This is a genomic window from Marinitoga okinawensis (genome assembly GCF_055387075.1).
The window spans coordinates 2053548-2073732 of sequence record NZ_AP042422.1; the positions used below are offsets into that span (position 1 = coordinate 2053548).

Sequence of the window (20185 nt, forward strand, 5' to 3'; positions counted from 1 at the left end):
AACAATATGGATGAAAATATAAAAAATCAACTAATAGTGTTTCAAAAGAATGAAATAACAGAATATCATGTGTATAAAAAACTTGCAAAGAGAATAAAAGGAAAAAATAATAAAGTTTTGGAAGAAATTTCTAAAGATGAATTTAAACACTATAATATTATGAAAAAATATACAGCAAAAGAGGTTCCACCTAACAATTTTTTAGTATTCTGGTATGTATTATTATCTTATATATTCGGATTAACTTTTGCTTTGAATGCTATGGAAAAAGGAGAAGAAAAAGCTCAAATTAATTATGATGAAGTAAGAGAAATAATTCCAGATTTTAATGAAATTATAGACGATGAAAATAATCATGAAAAGAAATTATTGGGATTAATAGATGAAGAAAAAATTCAATATGTAAGTTCTATGGTTTTAGGATTAAATGATGCATTAGTTGAGTTAACTGGAACATTAGCTGGATTAACCTTTGCATTTCAAAACTCAAGGCTTGTTGCATTATCAGGATTAATTACAGGAATTGCAGCTTCTTTTTCAATGGCAGCATCTGAATATCTATCTCAACGTGCAGGAAAAAACGCAACAAATCCTTTAAAAGCTTCTATATATACAGGAATTGCATATATCATAACCGTTGTACTACTTGTATCACCATATTTTATATTTTCTAATCCTATGATTTCATTGATATTTACCATAATGAATGCATTAATAGTTATAGTCTTTTTTTCCTTCTTTGTTTCAGTTGTTCAAGAAAAAACATTTAAATATTATTTCCTTGAAATGCTAACAATTAGCTTTGGAGTTATGATTATTTCCTTTGTCATTGGTCTTATAGCCAGACAGTTTTTTCATATCGAAATATAAAAACGGGGGAAAATCCCCCGTTTATTTATATTATTAACCTATTAATTCTATTAAGCCAATACTCCCGTCTTTTCTCTTATAAACCACATTAACCTCTTCTGTTTCAGAATTTCTAAACACATAAAATTCATGACCTAATAATTCCAATTGCAATATTGCTTCTTCTAAAGAAATCATATTTAAATCATATCTTTTCCTTTTCTTTAATTTACTCAAAACATCTTCCTCTTCTTCATATTCTTCTACATTTATCTCTTTTAAAGGATTTGGTGTATCATGATTTTGCAATTTTCCTTTAAATTTTTTCAGTTTTCTCTCATATGCATCAGAAACTTTATCTATTACTTCATAGAGATCAGTACCTCTCTCCTCAACTTTTAATATAGTTCCATTCACTTTTAAATGCGAAGTAGCCTCTACTTTAAAAGTCTCTCTTTCTTTTGTAATTCTAATATCGGTATTCATCAATAAATCGTCATGCTTCTTAAATACTCTATCAATTTTTTCCATCCTTTTTTCTAAATAATCTTTTAAGGCATCTGTTAATTCAATGTTTTTTGTATATAGTTTGTAATCCATACAAACACCCCCTTTGGTAGATCCCTATTATAATAATAACACTTTTTACTAAAAAAGTCAAACTTTCTTAATGTTTCTATAACTTCATACATATTTTGACTTATGTTTTTGTTTTTAAGTTCTACAAACAAAATAAAATATGAAAAAATAATATGAGCAAATCCTTGAAAATTCTCAAAACTTTCGTTTTGCGAATAATTTTGAATATTTTAAAATAATAATAAAAAATCTTTTTTTATTTTTAATGCTTCGCATTAAAAATATGTCCATGAGCATTTTTGAGGATTAGAATTTTTATAAGTTTATCTACAAACTGTAATAAAAATGGGACTCAAAAGAGTCCCATTTTTATTAATGTCCTAATGCTCTTGGATCTAAAGCATCCCTTATAGCATCACCAAATAAGTTAAATGCAAGAACAGTAATAAATATAAACAAACCTGGTAATAATAACCATGGATAATTAGTTAATGCTGTAATGTTTTGTGCTTGAGATAACATCAATCCCCAACTTGCTGATGGTTCTCTGATACCTAAACCTAAGAAACTCAATCCAGCTTCACCTAAAATATAACCTGGTATTGATAATGTTGCTGAAACTATAACATATGTTGCTGTATTAGGTAATAAATGCTTCCATATAATTCTTCTTGATGGATATCCCAAAGCAACCGCTGCTTGAATAAATTCTGTTTCTTTTAAACCTAAAGTCATACCTCTAATAACCCTTGTCATACTTGGCCATCCTATAAACGATAAAATTACAATAATCAAAATATATTTCACTGATGGTGACATACCAGATGGCAAAATAGCACTTAAAGATACCAACAAATAGAAACTTGGTATTGACATCAAAATTTCAGTAAATCTCATTAAAATTTCATCAATCCAACCACCAAAGTATCCAGAAACTCCACCTAAGAATAAACCTATAGTGAATGTTATAGCTATACCTAATAAACCTATTGTTAATGATACTCTACTACCAAAAACTAATCTACTAATCATATCTCTTCCAAATTTATCAGCACCCCAGAGATATATGATTCCATCCTTTGTAGAGTAATCTTCTGCTAAAAATGGCAATTTACTCTTTTCAACTCCAAACAAATGTATGTTTCCAGGAATAAATCCCAACCATTTATATTCCCAACCTTTTGTAAAGAATTTTATATTAAACTTCTTGAAATTAACTCCTTCTAAATTTTCAGGTAAATATTCATAAAAATCATCTGCTGTTTCTACTTCTATTGATTCAAGAGAAACATACTCTCTATACTCTTTAATATCTTCAGGTTTTAAGTTTAATTTCTTCAAATTTGCTTTTGTCTTATAATTTTCTTCAAAATAAAATGTTGAAGCTATTCCTCTATCGTCTTTACTTAAAAGAACATCTTCACCTTTTAACAATGGAATTTGATCTACAGACAAAAATCCATCTTGACTTCTTTTTAGTATTTTACCTTTTATACCTAATTCTTCAAATGTAACTAAAGGTTCTGATTTTGTTTCAGAATATATTTTGTATTCTTTTCCGTCTTTTGTTATAACTGTAGTTTTATAATTCAATACAAATTGATAATTTGTAACCGTAGATTCAAAATCAGGATTATATTCTCCTAATTTTAATACTGTTTCTTTTTCTGTATCAAAATCTATATCATCATATACTTTAACACTTTCAAAATATGTTGCTGGTTTAAACGTGCTTTGAAATGTAACTGGATCTTTAACTCTTTTATATAAATATACATGAGGACCTATATTTTTCCCTGTTTCATCTTTCCAAAACACTTTCATTGGTGGCGCAAATTTATATTTTATATGTTGAACTTTATAATTCATTGGTGATAGAAAATCAGCAAAGATTGCAAACAAATATAATACAATTAATATCCACATGGATATAAGTCCAAATTTATGTCTTTTTAAAGCTCGCCAAACTAATTGAGGGGTTGATAAAAACTGTTTCTCAAAAACATCTTGGTTTTCTTGATTTTTTACATCTTTATTTTCAGCCATCATTTTCCCTCCATTATGATAATCTCAATCTAACTCTTGGATCAACTGCAGCTAACAATATATCAGCAATTAAATTACCAATAACCAACAATACAGAAGCTAACATAATATCAGCCATTATAACAAAAATATCTTGTTGTAATAACGCTTCAATAATTAATTGTCCCATACCTGGCCAACCAAATACATTTTCCGTTAAAACTGCTCCTCCTAATAATCCTGATATAGAAAAACCTAATGCGGTAATTATAGGATTAATAGCATTTCTTAAAGCATGCTTATAAATTACAACATTTTCTGGCATACCTTTAGCTCTTGCAAATTCAACATAATCCTGTTTCAATTCGTCCAACAATTGACCTCTCATAATTCTCATTGTACCTGCAAGACCAGATGTTCCCAACGTAATCATAGGCCCTAAAACATGCCAAAAAATATCTAAAAACTTCTTCCAAACTGGAAATGAATCATAATTCAATGAAATATACCCACCAACTGGAAATATTTTTCCACCTGTTTTTGCTGCAAAATATAAGAATAATAATGCAAAAAAGAAATTAGGAATTGATAATCCAATAAAACCCAAAACTGCTACAAGTTGATCTCCTATACTATATTGATGCAAAGCACCATATATACCCAGCGGGATACCTATCCCCCAGGTAAAAATGAATGTGGTAATACTTAGTAATAATGTAGCTCCAACTCTTCTCCATATTAAATCCCAAACTGGAATTTGATATGTGAATGAATCTCCCCAATCGCCTTTTAAAATATTTTTTAACCATAAAAAATACTGAACAACAGGAGATTTATCCAATCCAAATCTTTTTTCTAAATTTTTTACTTGATCAGCACTTACTGCCGGATTAAGCCTATAAGTATCCAAAAAATCACCTGGTGCTAATGATATTATCATAAAGGATACTATCGATACACCAAGCAAAACTGGTATAGCCATGATAATTCTTCTTATAATATATTTTAGCATCACAAGACCTCCTCACATAAAGTTGAAAAGGAGTGGAGAAAACTCTCCATTTCCCCCACTCCCAATTAAACATAAATTAAATAAAAGTTGAAATTATTGATCTTTCCAAATATCCCATCCTGCCCAAAGAACTCCTGCTGCTGGATTTGGATCTGGATTATAGATATGAACTGACTTTTTGTATGCAACTAAGTAATTTTGTGCTACTGTATATACTAATACTTGATGTTCTGCTACTAACATTTGGAATTCATCAAATAATTTGTGTAATTCATCTTTATCAACAGCTGAAACTTGTAATCTCATGATTTCATCAATTCTTTTTTCATAATCTGGAACCCAATAATCTGCTTTTAAAGCATCATCAAACATATCTGGTTTTACTTCTGGTGAATAATTCCAGAAATGCAATCCACCATCTAATCTCCATACATTCCATCCTGATGCTGGATCAACGGAACCTGTTAAACCTATGATAACTGCTTCCCAATCTCCTGTTGCTACTAATTTCCCAACTAATGCATTAAATTGCATTGGTGCAAAATTAACATCTATACCTAATTTTGCTAAGTTTTCTTTTAATATGTTTCCAATTTCTTCCCTAACATTGTTACCAGCATTTGTTGTTAATTCAAATTTAACTTCATTTCCATCTGCATCATATAATTTTCCACCTTTTAATACAAATCCACCTTGTTTTAATTCTCTCTTAGCTCTTGCTAATGAGTATCTGAATCCTAAATCTTCAACTGCTGGATTATAGAATCCTGATGATGGTGAAACAGGACCATATAATGCTGCACCTAAACCGTTATATAATACATCGATTAATGTTTGCTTATCAATTGCATAAGCTATAGCTCTTCTGAAGTGATCATTTCTGAACCATTTTCTCTTTACAGGATCCTTTGCATTAAAGTTGAAAGTTACAAAGTTTGAACCTAAGTTTGGACCACCTTGTCTTACTACCCAACCTTTTTCTTCTGCCATTGCTCTAATTTCTGGGAATTCTTCTGCTGTTGGTGAATAAATATCTGTTTCTCCAGCTTCAAACTTCAATCTTTCTGTATTTAAATCTTTAACAATAATATAAACAATTTGATCTAAATAAGGTAATTGAACACCATTTTTATCTTTTCTGTAATAATATGGGTTCTTTTCTAATACAACTCTAACGCCTTCTTTATATGTCTTTAAAACAAATGGACCGGAAGAAACAACTTTATCTAAATCTGCTAATGACCATGCTTCTTTAAATTTACCTTCATTATAATATGGTTCTAAAACGTGCTTTGGTAAAATTTCTGTCCAACCTATTGATTCATGACCTCTTCTGAATTTTGAATTATAGATAAATTGTACTGTATAATCGTCAACTTTATTAATTGTTGGTAATTGATCGTTTGAATCCATATAACCTGCATTTCCATTTGCAGTCATATCATTATTAAACCAAACTTTTTCGAATGACCAGATAACGTCATCAACTGTTAAAGGTTCTCCATCTGACCATTTTAAACCTTTTCTTAATACATAAGTATAAACTGTTTTTCCATCCTCTGTAACTTTAGCAGAAAATTCTTTAGCTAAACCTGGTAATTCTGCCAAACCTTTGTTTGATGAATGTACCAATGTGTCTAATACCCATCCAATAATATCAGTAGATGATGTTTCTTGTGCCCATGCTGGATTCATTGTTTTTGGACCTGATGTTGTACTCAAAAACAATGTACCCCCGGGTTTTCCAGCAACGTCTTCAATAGCCCAATCCACTGTATCAGCAAATACAGCTAAGGCTGTAACTAAAACAAACAATAAAACTAAAAGCTTCTTCATACTACTCCCTCCCTTGATTTCAAGATTTTGGTTCATATTTAAAGCATGCTACATAATGATTATTTCCAACCTCATAATAATCTGGGAATTTCTTAGAACATGGTTCAAACGCATATTTACATCTTGGCGAGAAGAAACAGCCTTTTGGCCTATTAATTGGTGATGGAACCTGACCTTTAATAATAAATTGTTTTCTGTCTCTTCTTTTCCTTGGATCAGGAACTGGTGCTGCATTTAATAGAGCTTCAGTATATGGATGCTTATAATCATCAAATATTTCATCAGAATCGCCATACTCAACCATTCTACCAAGATACATAATACCAACATAATTTGAAATAAACCTAACAACACCAAGATCGTGTGAAATGAATAAATATCCTGCATTTAACTCTGTTTGTAAATCCTTTAATAATTTAATTATCTGCGCTTGAACAGAAACATCCAATGCTGAAGTCGGCTCATCTAGAATAATCAAATCCGGTTTTAATATAGCTGCTCTGGCTACAGCTATTCTTTGTCTTTGACCACCAGAAAATTGATGTGGATATCTATCAACATGATATTTTTTTAATCCAACACTAACAAGAATTTCTTTAACAATGTCAAAAGCTTCATGTTTATTCTTGGCTATACCATGAAATAATAATGGTTCTGATAAAATTGACCCCACTGTCATTCTTGGATTTAATGATGATGTTGGATCCTGGAAAACAATTTGTACTTTTCTTCTAAAGTGCATCCTTTTTTCTTTCAAATCTGAAAGCATATAATCTATAAATCTATTTTCTCCGTTCTTCATCAAAAATTCGAAATATGGTTTTTTATAGTCTGGCAAATCATTTAAAAATTCTGATTCTGATTTTTTCTTAATATTTTCATTTAAAACGTCTATATAATGTCTTTTTAAATATTCTTTTGCTTCACTTCTTTTCATGAAAAAATAACTGGTATCTTTATCATCAATAAAAATTTCTCCATCTGTTTGATTATATAATCTCAATATTGTTTTTCCAATTGTCGTTTTACCACAACCAGATTCCCCAACAAGACCATAAGTTTCTCCTTTTTCTAATGAAAAAGAAACTCCATCAACTGCTTTAACATATCCAACTGTTTTTTCAACAATAAATCCATGTTTTATAGGAAAATATTTTTTTAAATCATTAACTCTCAATAACATTATTTATCTCCCTCCATTCCAGCTGCAGAAACTGGATTCCAACATCTAACGAAATGCCCTGGTTCGACTTCTTTAAACTCTGCTAACTCTTTCCTACATCTATCTGTTGCTCTTGGACATCTTGGTAAAAACGGACATAATGGTGGAGGGTCTAACATTATTGGTGGTTGACCTGGTATTGGTTCCAAATCTTCTTTTTTTGCATCATGTCTTGGAATACAGTTTAATAGCATATTAGTGTATGGATGTATTGGCTTTTCGAAAATAGTATTAACATCAGCCATTTCCATTTGCATACCGCCATACATAACCATAACCTTATCTGCAATTTCAGCTACAACTGATAAATCATGAGTAATATATATCATTGCTGTATTGAATTCATTTTGTAAATCTTTCATTAATTCAAGAATTTGTGCTTGAATAGTAACATCTAATGCTGTAGTAGGTTCATCTGCAATTAGCAAATCTGGATTACAAGATAATCCTATAGCAATAACAATTCTCTGCCTCTGACCACCAGAAAATTGAAATGGATAATCATCAATTCTTTTATCAGCATTAGGAATACCAACTTTTCTTAATAATTCCACAGCTCTTTTTCTAGCTTCTAATTCTGATACATTTTGATGATACATTATTGTTTCAATCATTTGATCTGCTACAGTATACATAGGATTCAATGATGTCATAGGATCTTGAAAAATCATTGCTATATGTCTTCCTCTGATTCTTGTAAATTGATGTTGGGGTAATTTGGCTAAATCTATATACTCTTTCTTACCATCTTTGCTAAATTCATCCGTATAAAACAATATTTTACCTTCAGGTATATATCCAGGCTTTTTTATTAAACCCATTATAGTCTTCATTGTTACACTCTTACCAGAGCCTGTTTCTCCAACAACTCCAAGAGATTCGTTCTTGTTCAAAGTAAAAGATACTCCGTTTACTGCCTTTACCGTTCCTTCAGCAATATCGAAATATGTTTTTAGGTTCTCTACTATAAGAACTGGTTCGGACAACTCTATCACCTCATAATTGTTTTATTTTATTTAAATATTGAATATTTCTGCTAAATATATTATAATTGTTTTAAGCTACTATGTCAAGAGATAATATAGCTTTTCCATCTAATTTTATCGTAAAAAAGGAGGATTTAACTTGAGATTAGATAAATTTCTAAAAACAAACAGAATAATCAAAAGAAGAACAGTTGCAAATGAGCTTGCAAAATCAGGAAAAATCACCAAAAATGACAAGCCTTTAAAGCCTTCCTATGAAATAAAAATTGGTGATATAATTACCATTTCATTATACAACAAAAAAATCATTTTTAAAGTGATAGAAAATCATAAAATAGAGATTTTACAAGAAATAATCGAGAATAAAAAGCTTTAATACTCTTTAAATCCATCCCATAACTTCATTAATCTTTGCTTTATTTTATTTTCAAAACCTATTTTGGAAGGGAAATAAAATTGTTTGTTTTTTAAATTTTCTGGTAAATACGTGTCTTTGACAAATCCACCAAAATCATGTGGATATTTATAGTTTTTACCATAGCCTTTATTTTTCATCCATTTTGTTACAGGATTTCTTAACTTTATAGGGATTTCTATTTTTTTATCAATGTTGTCTTTTGCAGATTTATATGCCTTTAAAATAGAATTACTTTTAGGAGCTGAAGAAAGATATATTGTCGCTTCACCTAATGGATATAAACATTCAGGAAAACCTATTTCTTTTGTTGTTATAAATGCGGAAACGGCAATGTTTATTGCCATTGGATCAGCTAAACCTATATCTTCAGAAGCTAATATCATTAATCTTCTCGCAATATATAACGGATCTTCACCATTTTCCAACATATATGCAAGATAAAATATAGCCGCATCTGGATCGCTACCTCTAATACTTTTAATAAATGCGGAAATAACATCGTACTTATCTTCTTTTGAATACCCAAAAGAAGATAATATTTCTTTAAACGTTTCTGGAGTTATTTCTTTTATCCCCATATCTATTAAAGCTTCAATGGTATTAATAATCCTTCTTATATCATAATCAAAGAAATTTTTTAAACTAAATTTTAGTTCCTCAACTAATTTTATATCTGGATAAATTTTATTAATTCTCTCCAATAATATACCAATATTTTCTTCATCCAGAGGAGAAATTTCAAAAGTTAATATCCTTGATAATAATGCCGGATTAATAGAAAATGATGGATTCTCTGTTGTAGAACCCACCAATATTAAATCTCCTTTTTCTATATGAAGTAATAAAACATCTTGTTCAGCTTTATTTAATCTGTGTATTTCGTCTACAAATAAGACAACTTGTTTTTTAAACAATGGTATTTCAGCATTAGAAATAATATTTTTTAATGTTTTTGCTCCCTCTAAGGCACCTGAGATTTTATGTATATCATACTTTTTACTATTTAATTCATTTAAAAAAGCATTAACAATAGTTGTTTTCCCAGAACCCGGTGGACCATATATAACAAAAGATTTTATTTTATCCTTCTCAATCCAATTTTTTAATATTCTTTTTAATTTTAAATTACCTAATACATCATTTAAAGTTTTAGGCCTTAATTTTTCATATAATGGGATATTATTCAATTTATTTCATCACCTCATTCAATAATTAAAGCACCTATACCAAACATATCTGGTCCAGAATGTACCAATAGAGTACTCGATACTTTCCCAACAATAACCTCTACGGTATGCTCTAATCCCGATATTTTTTCAAAAAAGTTATTTTGCAAATTCTCAAATTCCTTTGATGCCCCACTAATATAAACTGCAGCCATATGTTTTTTTCCATCTACAAAATTTAAAAATTCTTCATATACTTTCTTAAAAGACTTTTTAAAGCCTCGTACCTTTGATATTGTATAATAAATTCCATCATCATTAATTGATATAACTGGTTTTATATTCAATAATTCCCCAATTTTAGCAGAAACCTTTCCTATTCTACCACCGCGTGCAAGATATTTTAATGACGGGATTACGAAAAATACTTTAGAATTTCTTTTATGATCATTACACCAGTTAACAATTTCATCAAATGTCTTTCCTTCATTTATCATCTTAGCCGCTTTATATGCAAAAATACCAGCACCAATCGATATATTTAGTGTATCAATATTTTTTATTATTACATCAGAGTATTTTTCTTTAATTTCATTAGATACTATCCTAAAAAGATTATATGTTCCGCTCATATTACTGGAAATATTAAAGGTTAATATTTTTTTTATACCACTATTTATTAATTTTTCTAAAGTATTTTTAATAGAATCTGGATTAGGTAACGAAGTTTCTACTTTACTATCATCCATTCTTTTCAATAAAAACTCCTCAGAAATTTCCCCTTCTTCATAAATCTTACCATCAATTATTATTCTTAATGGAACTACTTCTATATTATATTCCCTTACAATATTTTCTGGTATATCTGTACCTGAATCCACTACAATACCTATTTTTTCCATATCCTCATCCTCCGTTTGTTAATTTTAATATTCCAATACCAATTAAATCAGGACCAGTATGAACAGATAAAGTACTAGAAACCTTTCCTTTAAAAATTTCTAAAGTATTGCCAAAAGTTTTAAGTTTATCTATAAAAGCTTCTTGCATTTTTTTTACCTTTTCACCATTACCACTGATAACTACACCTGCTATAAAATTATTATTACCGATATACTTTAAAACTTCTTGATATAATGCTTCTACAGATCTATTAAAACCGCGTATCTTTGATACAGTATAATAAACCCCTTCATCATTAACCGATATTATAGGTTTTACATTAAGAAGTTGACCTAACATTGCAGAAACCTTTCCTATCCTACCACCACGTGCAAGATATTTTAAAGTTGGGACCACATAAAAAACTGTTGAATTTTTTATGTCTTTTTCAATTAAATTAATTAACTCTTTAAATTTTTTTCCTTCTTCAATATATTTAAGAGCTTTATATACGACCAAAGCGGATCCTATTGATATATTTAATGTATCGATATTTATTATTTCTATATTTTCATTATTCTGCATTATACTTTCAGATATCATTTTAAATAAATTATATGTACCACTTAAATTTTTAGAAATATTGAGAGTTAATATTTTATTATATCCTTCTTTTATCATATCTTCAATAGATTCTTTTATATTTTCTGGTCTCGGTAATGAGGTAGTAACGTTTTCATCTAAATGCTCAAATAAAAAATCTTCTGTAAAGGTTCCTTCAGCATATTCAACGCCATTTATAATAGTCCTTAATGGAACTATTTTCAGGATATTATTATGTTTTTCTAAAATATCATTAGGTATATCACAACCCGAGTCAACAATAACTCCTATTTTTTCCACTTATATCGCCTCCTGAAATTAACATCTACTGATAATATTATTATAGCACAAATTTTATCCTTTTTGGTGTATAATATAATAAAAGAAAAAGGGAGGATTATTAATGTATGTCAAATTATGGATGAAAAAAAATTTCAAAACGCTAAAAATTACAAACACCGTTGATGATGCTATCAAACTCTTTTTTGAAAAAGATATTGAAATCATTTTAATCACAAGAAAAAATAACACCCTTCTCTCTGCAATACGTAGAGAGGATCTTGCGATTTTAATGGAATATAATAGTGATGATTATTTAATAGATGTATTTGAGCCAATAGAAGATTTTTTATATGAAGATGACTTAGTAGAAGATGTGTTGTTAACTATGCTTGAAACAGATTATAAAATACTTCCAGTTGTAGATTATGATATGAAACCTGTAGGTTTATTTGGATTTCAAGAATTAATTAAATCAATGGTAAGTATTACAGCTCTTAATGAACCAGGAACAAAGGTTATCCTTACGCTTGATGATAAGCCTGGAGAATTAAAAAAAATTGTTGAAACAATAAGTAATAATAATTTAAATATTTTATCGATGACAACATGCAAAATTAGCGAAAATAGAAGAATGCTATCGATAAAACTTTCAATAAAAGATGTAAATGAAGTTTCATATATATTAGATAAATGTGATATCGAATATGATGGAATATACGAAGAAGCATAGGAGGTATATATTATGAACTTTAGAGTTATTTTAGATGGTGGTTTATTAACTATAACAGGAAGAGTACATGGAACATTTTCTTCAGTTTTTTTATTAGAAAATAAAGAAAGAAAAATTTTAATTGACCCAAGCCATATACATGTAATTCAAGATATTGAAGAGAATTTAGATATTCCACCTGAAGAAATTACAGATATAGTATTAACACATGTTCATCTTGACCATGCATATAATTCCATTTTCTTTCCAAATGCTACTATTAGAATACACGAAAATTATAAAGATAAAAATTACAGAAAGTTTGGTCCATTAATTGGACAAGCTTATCAACAAATGATAGATTCTTGGAAAGATCGTGTAGAAACTTTTAAAGACGGTGAAGAACTTTTTGACTCTATAAAAATTATTTATACCCCTTATCATTCTAAAGAACATGTATCTTTGTTTATAAAATCAGAAAATATGGGAAATCTTTTCTTACCAGGAGATATTTGTATGACAAAAATAGATTTTTATGATATTATGAGAAATTTAAGAACTGATAAAGTTGCAGAAATAGTTAAAGAATGGAGTAAAAAATCTGATTATGTAATTTTCACCCATGATACGCCATACAAAATAAAAAAATAAATTTAAGGTGGTGAGCTAAATGAATGTTACCTTTGTTTCATATGAAGTAACCCCTTTTGCTAAAATCGGTGGTTTAGCTGATGTTGCTGGAGCCTTACCAAAATATTTAAATGATAAAGTAAATGAAATAAGTGTTATAATGCCTTTTCATAAAATTGTTGAAGAAAATATCAAAAAGTATGATTTACCTTTAGAAAAAATCGCAGAAAATCTTTACCCCATAAGCCACTCATTCAAATATCCATTTTCAATATTTAAATCTTATCTTCCAGACACAAAAATTCCAATATATTTTATAAAAAATGAAAATCTTTTCTCCACAGAAGACGTGTATGAATATCCTAATAAAGATCATCAAACTTCATATTTTTCAGATTGTGTCATATCCTTTATAAAAGACTTTCTCCCCGACACAAATATAATTCATATTAACGATTGGCAAACTTCATTAATCCCTGTCTATTTAAAAAATAATTATAGAGATAATGAAATTTTATCCAAAATAGCTACGGTTTTAACAATTCATAATTTAGGCTATCAAGGTATATTCCCTCCCGAAATATTAAGTATTGCAGGACTTCCAGGATATTTATATAACATAGATGCACTCGAATTTTTTGGCCAAATAAACTTTTTGAAAGGTGGAATTTTATTTAGTGATGTTATTAATACTGTAAGTAAGACATATGCAGAAGAAATACAAACAGATGAATACGGCTATAAACTTGATGGAGTATTAAAGGTTAGAAATAATGACTTATATGGTATATTAAACGGTATTGATTATGAACATTTTAATCCAGAAACAGATAAATTAATACCTTATAATTTTAATAAAGATAATGTTGAAAACAAATATAAAAACAAATTATATTTACAGGAGAAATTAAATCTCCCAAAAAATAAAAATATACCTTTAATTAGCTTTATTGGTAGAATCGTCGAACAAAAAGGTATTGATTTAATATCAGAACTTTTGAATTATCTAACATTACTCAATCTACAAATTGTCATATTGGGCACAGGTGAAAAACACTACGAAGAATTATTATTAAAGTATCAAAATAAATATCCTGATAAATTATCTATAAACATTAAATTTGACCTTGAATTAGCTCAATTAATATATGCTGGAAGCGACATGTTTATGATGCCTTCTAAATATGAACCTTGTGGTTTAGGTCAAATGTATGCCATGAGATATGGTACTATTCCAATAGTAAGATATACTGGAGGACTTGCTGATACAGTTAAAGAAGCTTCTTGTGAAAATAAACATGGAACTGGTTTTGGATTTTATGACTATATATCCTCAAATCTATTAATTGAAATTTTAAAGGCGATACATGTATATAACAGAGATAAGGATTGTTGGAATGCCTTAATTGCAAATGCTATGTCTGAAAACTTTTCTTGGAATAAATCAGCCGAAGAATATATATTCATATATAAAAGAGCTTTATCAAAAAAACATATATAGGAGGAAAATATGCCCGAATACAGAAAGGATCCTATAACAAACAGATGGGTAATTATTTCTTCCGAAAGGTCTAATAGACCCATTGAGAAGTCTATTTCAATGACTACTGAATCAGATTTTTGTCCTTTTGATATAGGTAATGAATATTTAACTCCCCCCGAAATTATTGCCTTTAAACCAAAAAATTCAAAACCTAATGATGAAAATTGGTGGTTAAGAGTAGTTCCAAATAAATTCCCTGCTGTTGCTACTAATTATTATCCAAAATTAAAACAAAACGGATTATATTATTCAATTGATGGTTATGGATATCATGAAGTTATAATAGAAACACCAAAACACGATTCTAAAATTGCTTATATGGATTATTTTGAGGTTGAAGAAATAATTTGGGCTTATCTTCATAGATTTAATGATATAAAAAAAGATAAAAAAATAAAATATACTCAAATATTTAAAAATTATGGAAGAAATGCTGGAGCTTCATTATCTCATCCTCATTCCCAATTAATTGCAACTCCAATACTACCAATATTTATAGAAGAAGAATTAAAAGGAGCAAAAAATTATTATAGACTAAAAAACAAATGTATATTTTGTTCAATTATAGAACAAGAAAAAAAAGATAAAATTAGATTAGTGGAAGAAAATGATGATTTTTTGGCTTTTGAACCTTATGCACCAAGATTTCCATACGAGACTTGGATAATTCAAAAAGAACATAACTCTAATTTTGGAAGTATAAATAAAACATTAGTAAAAAGTTTTGCAAGAATTTTAAAAAATACTTTATTAAGGCTAAATTTATTTTTAGGCGATATATCATATAACTATATGATTCATACTTCCCCATACGATAATTTAAATAATCCATATTATCATTGGCATGTTGAAATACTCCCAAGGACAACAAATGCCGCTGGATTTGAGTGGGGATCTGGTTTTTTTATAAACTCAGTATCTCCAGAAGATGCTGCAAAAAATTTAAAATCTCATGAGGAGGGATTATTATGAAAAAAACATTGATTCTATTATTAGTATTTGTATTCGTTGTATCAGCTTTTTCATCATTTTATGTAAATCCGTATTTTAATACTGTAAAAGTAAACGGGCAAGATTATTTAACCTATTCTATTACTGGTATATTTGAAAATTCAAACTTCGGTATTGGGATTGGTCTTAATGCTTATCAAAAAGAAATAGGTGGATCACTTTATTATGGAAAACCAGGTATGGATGAAACATCAGATGTATTAAATGGTTTAACTATTAATTTATTAAAATTAAGAATGGGACCATTGTATTTTAGATATGGAACATTTTTCCCAAAAACTGTTGGTTTAGGAATGTTAGTATACAACTATACTAACAACTATCAAAATGCTTTAGATTTAGGATTAATTTCCAATGGAAACAGCATTGAAATTCACGTTCCATATTCATTAGACTCATTAGTTCCATTTACATACAGTCAAACAGCATACTTAAATTATGCCTTATTAAAAACACATATTAGTTTTATTAATATAGAATCTTTTGTTGGAAAAACAATGCCTAAAAATGATAAAGAACCTTCAAGAAAAGATTTACTTGGAAGTGTATCTGCATATGTTGGCGGAAACTCTTTAAGACTAGGAGGAGAAGCTGGTTATATTTCTTCATCATTTGATTCAACAAATTTAACAGGATACGGTGCTGGTGTTGGCGGAATACTAAACTTGGGTATAATAACATTTAAAGCTTTACCTGTAGTACTTCAAATGCCATATTATAAATTAGGATTTGTAAATGCAAATTACGAAAATGATTTAGAAGACTCTACAAAATACAAAGAATTATCTTCATATGATACAACAAGATTAGGCGGAATCGGAGAATTAGCAGTTAACCTTGGAGGTTTATTATCTGCAAATGCAAGATTAAACTATGATTTAACCACAGACTTTGAAATTCAAAATCCAGAATTAAACGGTTCATTATATGCAAGAATACCTTCAGACCAATTCCCATTAATAATTGTTGGAAAATATTATAAACCTATGACCACATTAGATGAATTAAATAATTTATTAGATAGTAATACTTTCGCTGAATTATCTATTGGTTATCCTATTTCAAATGGTTTATTTATGCTATATACAAAATATTACGATAACATAAATGATGAATTTAAAGACAAAATAGAATTTAGTGTTGTCGCTGAATTTTGATGATTAAATATAATTAATTTGAATTATGCTATTTTTTCTTAAATTTATAGTGATTTTCCCCTATAAACTTTTTATAGGGGAATTTTTTTTATTTTAAAATTTATGTTATAATTGAAAAGAAGTTGTTTTTGAAAATTAACGAAAACGGTTGCAAAAAAAAGAAAGGGAGGGTGTTAACATGAAAAAATTGCTCGTATTATCTTTAGTTGTTTTAATGGCAGTTATCGGCATGAGCGTAAAAATCACTATGGCTGCTGGTGCTGTTGGAAAAGAGTTAGAAGTTTTAATGAATCAAATTAAAATGTTTAATAAGATTTATCCAGATATCGAGGTTCAATTATTACCTATGCCAAATAGTTCCACATCAAGACATGACTTATATGTTACTTATTTAGGTGCTATGACTCCAGATCCAGATATTTTAATGATTGATGTTGTTTGGCCTGCAGAATTTGCTCCTTTTGTTGAAGATTTAACAAATGACTATGACTATTTTGGTTTAAAAGATTTCTTACCAGGAACAGTAAAATCAGCAACAGTTCAAGGAAAAATAGTTGCAATCCCTTGGTTTACAGATGCTGGATTATTATATTACAGAAAAGATTTATTACAAAAATATGGTTATGATGTTCCAGAAACATGGGAAGAATTGAAAAAAGTTGCATCAGATATTGCATCAAAAGAAAAAATCAATGGTATGTTATTCCAATTAGCACAATATGAAGGGTTAGTATGTGATGTTGCTGAATTCGTACATTCATATGGTGCGGATTTCTTAGATGCAAATGGAAAAGTTATTATTAGCGATCCTGATAATCATGCAAGATTAGTAAAAGCATTAACAACATTAAAGAGCTTTATAGATGATGGCGTTGCTCCAAAGGGTGTTTTAACTTACATGGAAGAAGAAACAAGAAGACCTTTCCAAAACGGTGAATCAGTATTCTTAAGAAACTGGCCATACGTATGGTCATTAGCTAATGATCCAAAACAATCAAAAATTGCTGGCAAAATCGGTGTTGCTCCATTACCAAAAGGTGACATAGATGGTGGAAGACATTCAGCTACATTAGGTGGGTGGATGTTAGCAATTAACAAATATTCTTCAGCTGCAGAAAAAGATGCTGCAAAGAAATTCATTAAATTCTTAACATCATATGATCAACAATTATATAAAGCAATAAATGCTGGACAAAATCCAACAAGAAAAGATGTTTATTCAGATCCTAAATTAAAAGAAGCAGCTCCTTTCATGGTTGAACTTTACAACGTATTTATCAATGCAGAGCCAAGACCAATTACTCCATTATATACAGAGGTTTCAGATGCAATCCAAAGACATATTCACGACTTCTTATTAGGTAAAGTTGACGTTGAAAAGGCTTTGAAAGATTTAGATTCTGAATTAAAAATGATTACTGGACAATAATATTTAATCCTAAGAAGCCGGGGGTAAAACCCCGGCTTTAAAGTAGGAGGGGTTCTTTTGAGTGCTAAAATAAATATTCATTATAAAAGAAAAGATGTATGGTTAGGTTTTTGGCTAATTGTTCCCGCAATGATAGCTATTTTTTTAACCGCATTTTTCCCATTATTAAAAACTTTTTGGGATAGTCTTTTTTCATTTGGTTTAAGACCTGGTATTCCAAAAAGATTTATAGGGTTAGATAATTATATTAGACTACTCAATGATACAAGATTTATGACAAGTTTAGTAAATACCTTGGTATTTACAGCTATATCAGTAACTATAGAATTTATCCTTGGACTTGCTACAGCTTTAATATTAAATGCAGATTTTGCATTAAGAGGTATTGTAAGAGCTGCTATTCTTATTCCATGGGCTGTTCCTACATCTGTTTCTTCTCAAATGTGGAAATGGATGTATAATGATCAATATGGTATCATTTCACAAATTTTATATAAATTAGGTTGGTTAGCTCCTGGAACGCCAATATTAAGCGATAAATGGTCCTCTATGTTTGCAATTATAGCTGTGGATGTATGGAAGACTGCTCCATTTATGGCTTTATTGCTTTTAGCAGGCTTGCAAACTATTCCTTCTGAATTATATGAGGCTGCAAGAATAGATGGTGCATCTGGATGGAAGCAATTTACAAAAATTACATTACCTATTTTAAAGCCGACAATTGCTGTTGCACTTATTTTTAGAACATTAGACGCTCTAAGAGTGTTTGATATATTCTTTATTATGAATAAGTCGGTTGAGACTTTAGCAGTTTATAACAGACATATTTTAATGGATAGAGCATTTACAGGTGCTTGGTTTGGTTATGGATCTGCTATATCTGTTGTAATTTTCTTACTAATTAGTATTTTTGCTATAATCTACATTAGATCATTAAACCTCAGGTTTGAATGATCTAAAGGAGGATTAGATATGGACTTAATAAAATCTTATAAAACCAAAAAAAGAATTGGTGCAGTTTTATTATATATATTAGTAATAATAATGCTAATATTTTATGTTTTTCCTTTTTATTATGCTATAACATCATCAATAACCCCTAATTCTGAATTATTTTCAAAAAGTATTAAATTATTTCCTGCACATCCTACATTTAAAAATTATATACTCGTTTTTACAGAAAGACCTTTTTATCAAAATATAATCAATTCTATTATCGTTGCTGGAGCAACAACTATTTTATCATTACTATTTGGTGCTTTTGCAGGATATGCTGTTGCAAGAATTAAAATGCCTGGAAAAGTATTAATTATGTCACTGATACTTGCTGTTAGTATGTTCCCTCAAGTATCTATATTAGGTGCATTGTTCCAAATATTAAGAAGTATGAGATTAATAAACACATATCCAGGGTTAATTTTGCCATATATTGCATTAAATTTACCATTAACAACATGGATATTACATAATTTCTTTAAGGAAATTCCTGTTTCAATTGAAGAATCTGCTGCAATTGATGGCTGTTCAAAATTTATGACATTATGGCGAATAATTATACCATTATCTGTTCCTGGCTTAGTTACCACTGGGCTGCTAACATTTATAGCTGCATGGAATGAATTTTTATTTGCCTTAACATTTATGCAATTACCAGAAAAATATACAGTTCCTGTTGCAATTGCTATGTTCTCTGGTAAAACATTCTATGAACTTCCATGGGGTCAATTAATGGCTGCCGCTGTAATTGTTACATTACCACTTGTTATTATGGTTTTGATCTTCCAAAAGAAAATAGTTGCAGGTTTAACTGCAGGTGCTGTAAAAGGCTGATAATAAATCCCCCTTA

At 29.1% G+C, this 20185-nt stretch carries 19 protein-coding genes; 10 read left to right on the forward strand and 9 right to left on the reverse strand.

Going from position 1 to position 20185, the window contains the following annotated elements; all coding sequences use genetic code 11:
* The first annotated feature begins 6 nt into the window (after positions 1–6).
* On the forward strand, positions 7–870 hold the full coding sequence (locus ACZ5CK_RS09895; protein ID WP_464581648.1) for a VIT1/CCC1 transporter family protein: 864 nt from the start codon (positions 7–9) through the stop codon (positions 868–870).
* 33 nt (positions 871–903) lie between these two features.
* On the opposite strand, the gene hpf is transcribed toward ACZ5CK_RS09895, so the two are convergent.
* From hpf to ACZ5CK_RS09925, 6 genes are all read right to left on the reverse strand, one after another.
* Complete coding sequence (hpf, locus tag ACZ5CK_RS09900; protein WP_464581649.1) at positions 904–1449, reverse strand: ribosome hibernation-promoting factor, HPF/YfiA family; 546 nt, start codon at positions 1447–1449, stop codon at positions 904–906.
* A 351-nt stretch (positions 1450–1800) separates the two neighbouring features.
* Positions 1801–3474, reverse strand: coding sequence for an ABC transporter permease (locus ACZ5CK_RS09905; protein ID WP_464581650.1), 1674 nt, complete (start codon positions 3472–3474; stop codon positions 1801–1803).
* 13 nt (positions 3475–3487) lie between these two features.
* Positions 3488–4465 carry an ABC transporter permease gene (locus tag ACZ5CK_RS09910; RefSeq protein ID WP_464581651.1) on the reverse strand — a complete coding sequence of 326 codons (978 nt, stop codon included), beginning with the start codon at positions 4463–4465 and terminating at the stop codon, positions 3488–3490.
* 93 nt (positions 4466–4558) lie between these two features.
* Positions 4559–6301, reverse strand: a complete 1743-nt coding sequence (locus ACZ5CK_RS09915; protein ID WP_464581652.1) for an ABC transporter substrate-binding protein — start codon at positions 6299–6301, stop codon at positions 4559–4561.
* A gap of 19 nt (positions 6302–6320) precedes the next feature.
* Complete coding sequence (locus tag ACZ5CK_RS09920) at positions 6321–7484, reverse strand: ABC transporter ATP-binding protein (protein ID WP_464581653.1); 1164 nt, start codon at positions 7482–7484, stop codon at positions 6321–6323.
* On the reverse strand, positions 7484–8509 hold the full coding sequence (locus tag ACZ5CK_RS09925) for an ABC transporter ATP-binding protein (protein WP_464581654.1): 1026 nt from the start codon (positions 8507–8509) through the stop codon (positions 7484–7486). The genes ACZ5CK_RS09920 and ACZ5CK_RS09925 overlap by 1 nt, the downstream gene beginning before the upstream one ends.
* A gap of 139 nt (positions 8510–8648) precedes the next feature.
* On the opposite strand from ACZ5CK_RS09925, the gene ACZ5CK_RS09930 reads away from it, so the two are divergent.
* Positions 8649–8885, forward strand: a complete 237-nt coding sequence (locus ACZ5CK_RS09930; protein WP_464581655.1) for a S4 domain-containing protein — start codon at positions 8649–8651, stop codon at positions 8883–8885.
* On the opposite strand, the gene ACZ5CK_RS09935 is transcribed toward ACZ5CK_RS09930, so the two are convergent.
* The 3 genes from ACZ5CK_RS09935 to ACZ5CK_RS09945 are packed head-to-tail and all read right to left on the reverse strand — an operon-like array spanning position 8882 to position 11878.
* Positions 8882–10114, reverse strand: coding sequence for a replication-associated recombination protein A (locus ACZ5CK_RS09935; RefSeq protein WP_464581656.1), 1233 nt, complete (start codon positions 10112–10114; stop codon positions 8882–8884). The two genes, ACZ5CK_RS09930 and ACZ5CK_RS09935, sit on opposite strands and share 4 nt — an antisense overlap.
* A 14-nt stretch (positions 10115–10128) precedes the next feature.
* Positions 10129–10995 carry a DegV family protein gene (locus tag ACZ5CK_RS09940; RefSeq protein WP_464581657.1) on the reverse strand — a complete coding sequence of 289 codons (867 nt, stop codon included), beginning with the start codon at positions 10993–10995 and terminating at the stop codon, positions 10129–10131.
* A 4-nt stretch (positions 10996–10999) separates the two neighbouring features.
* The gene (locus tag ACZ5CK_RS09945) at positions 11000–11878 is read right to left on the reverse strand and encodes a DegV family protein (RefSeq protein WP_464581658.1); all 879 of its coding nucleotides are present in this window, start codon (positions 11876–11878) and stop codon (positions 11000–11002) included.
* 103 nt (positions 11879–11981) lie between these two features.
* Here ACZ5CK_RS09945 and ACZ5CK_RS09950 point away from each other — a divergent pair, with 103 nt between their 5' ends.
* From ACZ5CK_RS09950 to ACZ5CK_RS09985, 8 genes are all read left to right on the forward strand, one after another.
* Positions 11982–12590: a CBS domain-containing protein gene (locus tag ACZ5CK_RS09950; protein WP_464581659.1), complete on the forward strand. Its 609-nt coding sequence runs from the start codon at positions 11982–11984 to the stop codon at positions 12588–12590.
* A 12-nt stretch (positions 12591–12602) separates the two neighbouring features.
* A complete protein-coding gene (locus tag ACZ5CK_RS09955; protein WP_464581660.1) occupies positions 12603–13220 on the forward strand; it encodes an MBL fold metallo-hydrolase in 618 nt (205 codons plus the stop codon).
* A gap of 19 nt (positions 13221–13239) precedes the next feature.
* The gene (locus ACZ5CK_RS09960; protein ID WP_464581661.1) at positions 13240–14700 is read left to right on the forward strand and encodes a glycogen synthase; all 1461 of its coding nucleotides are present in this window, start codon (positions 13240–13242) and stop codon (positions 14698–14700) included.
* A 9-nt stretch (positions 14701–14709) separates the two neighbouring features.
* A complete protein-coding gene (galT, locus tag ACZ5CK_RS09965; RefSeq protein WP_464581662.1) occupies positions 14710–15714 on the forward strand; it encodes a galactose-1-phosphate uridylyltransferase in 1005 nt (334 codons plus the stop codon).
* Positions 15711–16910, forward strand: coding sequence for a hypothetical protein (locus ACZ5CK_RS09970; protein ID WP_464581663.1), 1200 nt, complete (start codon positions 15711–15713; stop codon positions 16908–16910). Before galT ends, ACZ5CK_RS09970 begins: the two co-directional genes overlap by 4 nt.
* 178 nt (positions 16911–17088) lie before the next feature.
* The gene (locus ACZ5CK_RS09975; RefSeq protein ID WP_464581664.1) at positions 17089–18339 is read left to right on the forward strand and encodes an ABC transporter substrate-binding protein; all 1251 of its coding nucleotides are present in this window, start codon (positions 17089–17091) and stop codon (positions 18337–18339) included.
* Between the two features lie 129 nt (positions 18340–18468).
* The gene (locus tag ACZ5CK_RS09980) at positions 18469–19293 is read left to right on the forward strand and encodes a carbohydrate ABC transporter permease (protein WP_464582990.1); all 825 of its coding nucleotides are present in this window, start codon (positions 18469–18471) and stop codon (positions 19291–19293) included.
* An 18-nt stretch (positions 19294–19311) separates the two neighbouring features.
* On the forward strand, positions 19312–20169 hold the full coding sequence (locus ACZ5CK_RS09985) for a carbohydrate ABC transporter permease (RefSeq protein ID WP_464581665.1): 858 nt from the start codon (positions 19312–19314) through the stop codon (positions 20167–20169).
* The last annotated feature ends 16 nt before the right edge of the window (positions 20170–20185 follow it).

Bases quoted from the DNA above. Each gene is read 5' to 3' on its own strand.
- ACZ5CK_RS09970 (WP_464581663.1), top strand. From the start codon at position 15,711: ATGAAAAAAACATTGATTCTATTATTAGTATTTGTATTCGTTGTATCA.
- ACZ5CK_RS09895 (WP_464581648.1), top strand. From the start codon at position 7: ATGGATGAAAATATAAAAAATCAACTAATAGTGTTTCAAAAGAATGAA.
- ACZ5CK_RS09960 (WP_464581661.1), top strand. From the start codon at position 13,240: ATGAATGTTACCTTTGTTTCATATGAAGTAACCCCTTTTGCTAAAATC.
- ACZ5CK_RS09915 (WP_464581652.1), bottom strand. From the start codon at position 6,301: ATGAAGAAGCTTTTAGTTTTATTGTTTGTTTTAGTTACAGCCTTAGCT.
- ACZ5CK_RS09955 (WP_464581660.1), top strand. From the start codon at position 12,603: ATGAACTTTAGAGTTATTTTAGATGGTGGTTTATTAACTATAACAGGA.
- galT (WP_464581662.1), top strand. From the start codon at position 14,710: ATGCCCGAATACAGAAAGGATCCTATAACAAACAGATGGGTAATTATT.
- ACZ5CK_RS09950 (WP_464581659.1), top strand. From the start codon at position 11,982: ATGTATGTCAAATTATGGATGAAAAAAAATTTCAAAACGCTAAAAATT.
- ACZ5CK_RS09905 (WP_464581650.1), bottom strand. From the start codon at position 3,474: ATGGCTGAAAATAAAGATGTAAAAAATCAAGAAAACCAAGATGTTTTT.
- ACZ5CK_RS09940 (WP_464581657.1), bottom strand. From the start codon at position 10,995: ATGGAAAAAATAGGTATTGTAGTGGATTCAGGTACAGATATACCAGAA.
- ACZ5CK_RS09920 (WP_464581653.1), bottom strand. From the start codon at position 7,484: ATGTTATTGAGAGTTAATGATTTAAAAAAATATTTTCCTATAAAACAT.
- ACZ5CK_RS09975 (WP_464581664.1), top strand. From the start codon at position 17,089: ATGAAAAAATTGCTCGTATTATCTTTAGTTGTTTTAATGGCAGTTATC.
- ACZ5CK_RS09910 (WP_464581651.1), bottom strand. From the start codon at position 4,465: ATGCTAAAATATATTATAAGAAGAATTATCATGGCTATACCAGTTTTG.
- ACZ5CK_RS09985 (WP_464581665.1), top strand. From the start codon at position 19,312: ATGGACTTAATAAAATCTTATAAAACCAAAAAAAGAATTGGTGCAGTT.
- ACZ5CK_RS09980 (WP_464582990.1), top strand. From the start codon at position 18,469: ATGATAGCTATTTTTTTAACCGCATTTTTCCCATTATTAAAAACTTTT.
- hpf (WP_464581649.1), bottom strand. From the start codon at position 1,449: ATGGATTACAAACTATATACAAAAAACATTGAATTAACAGATGCCTTA.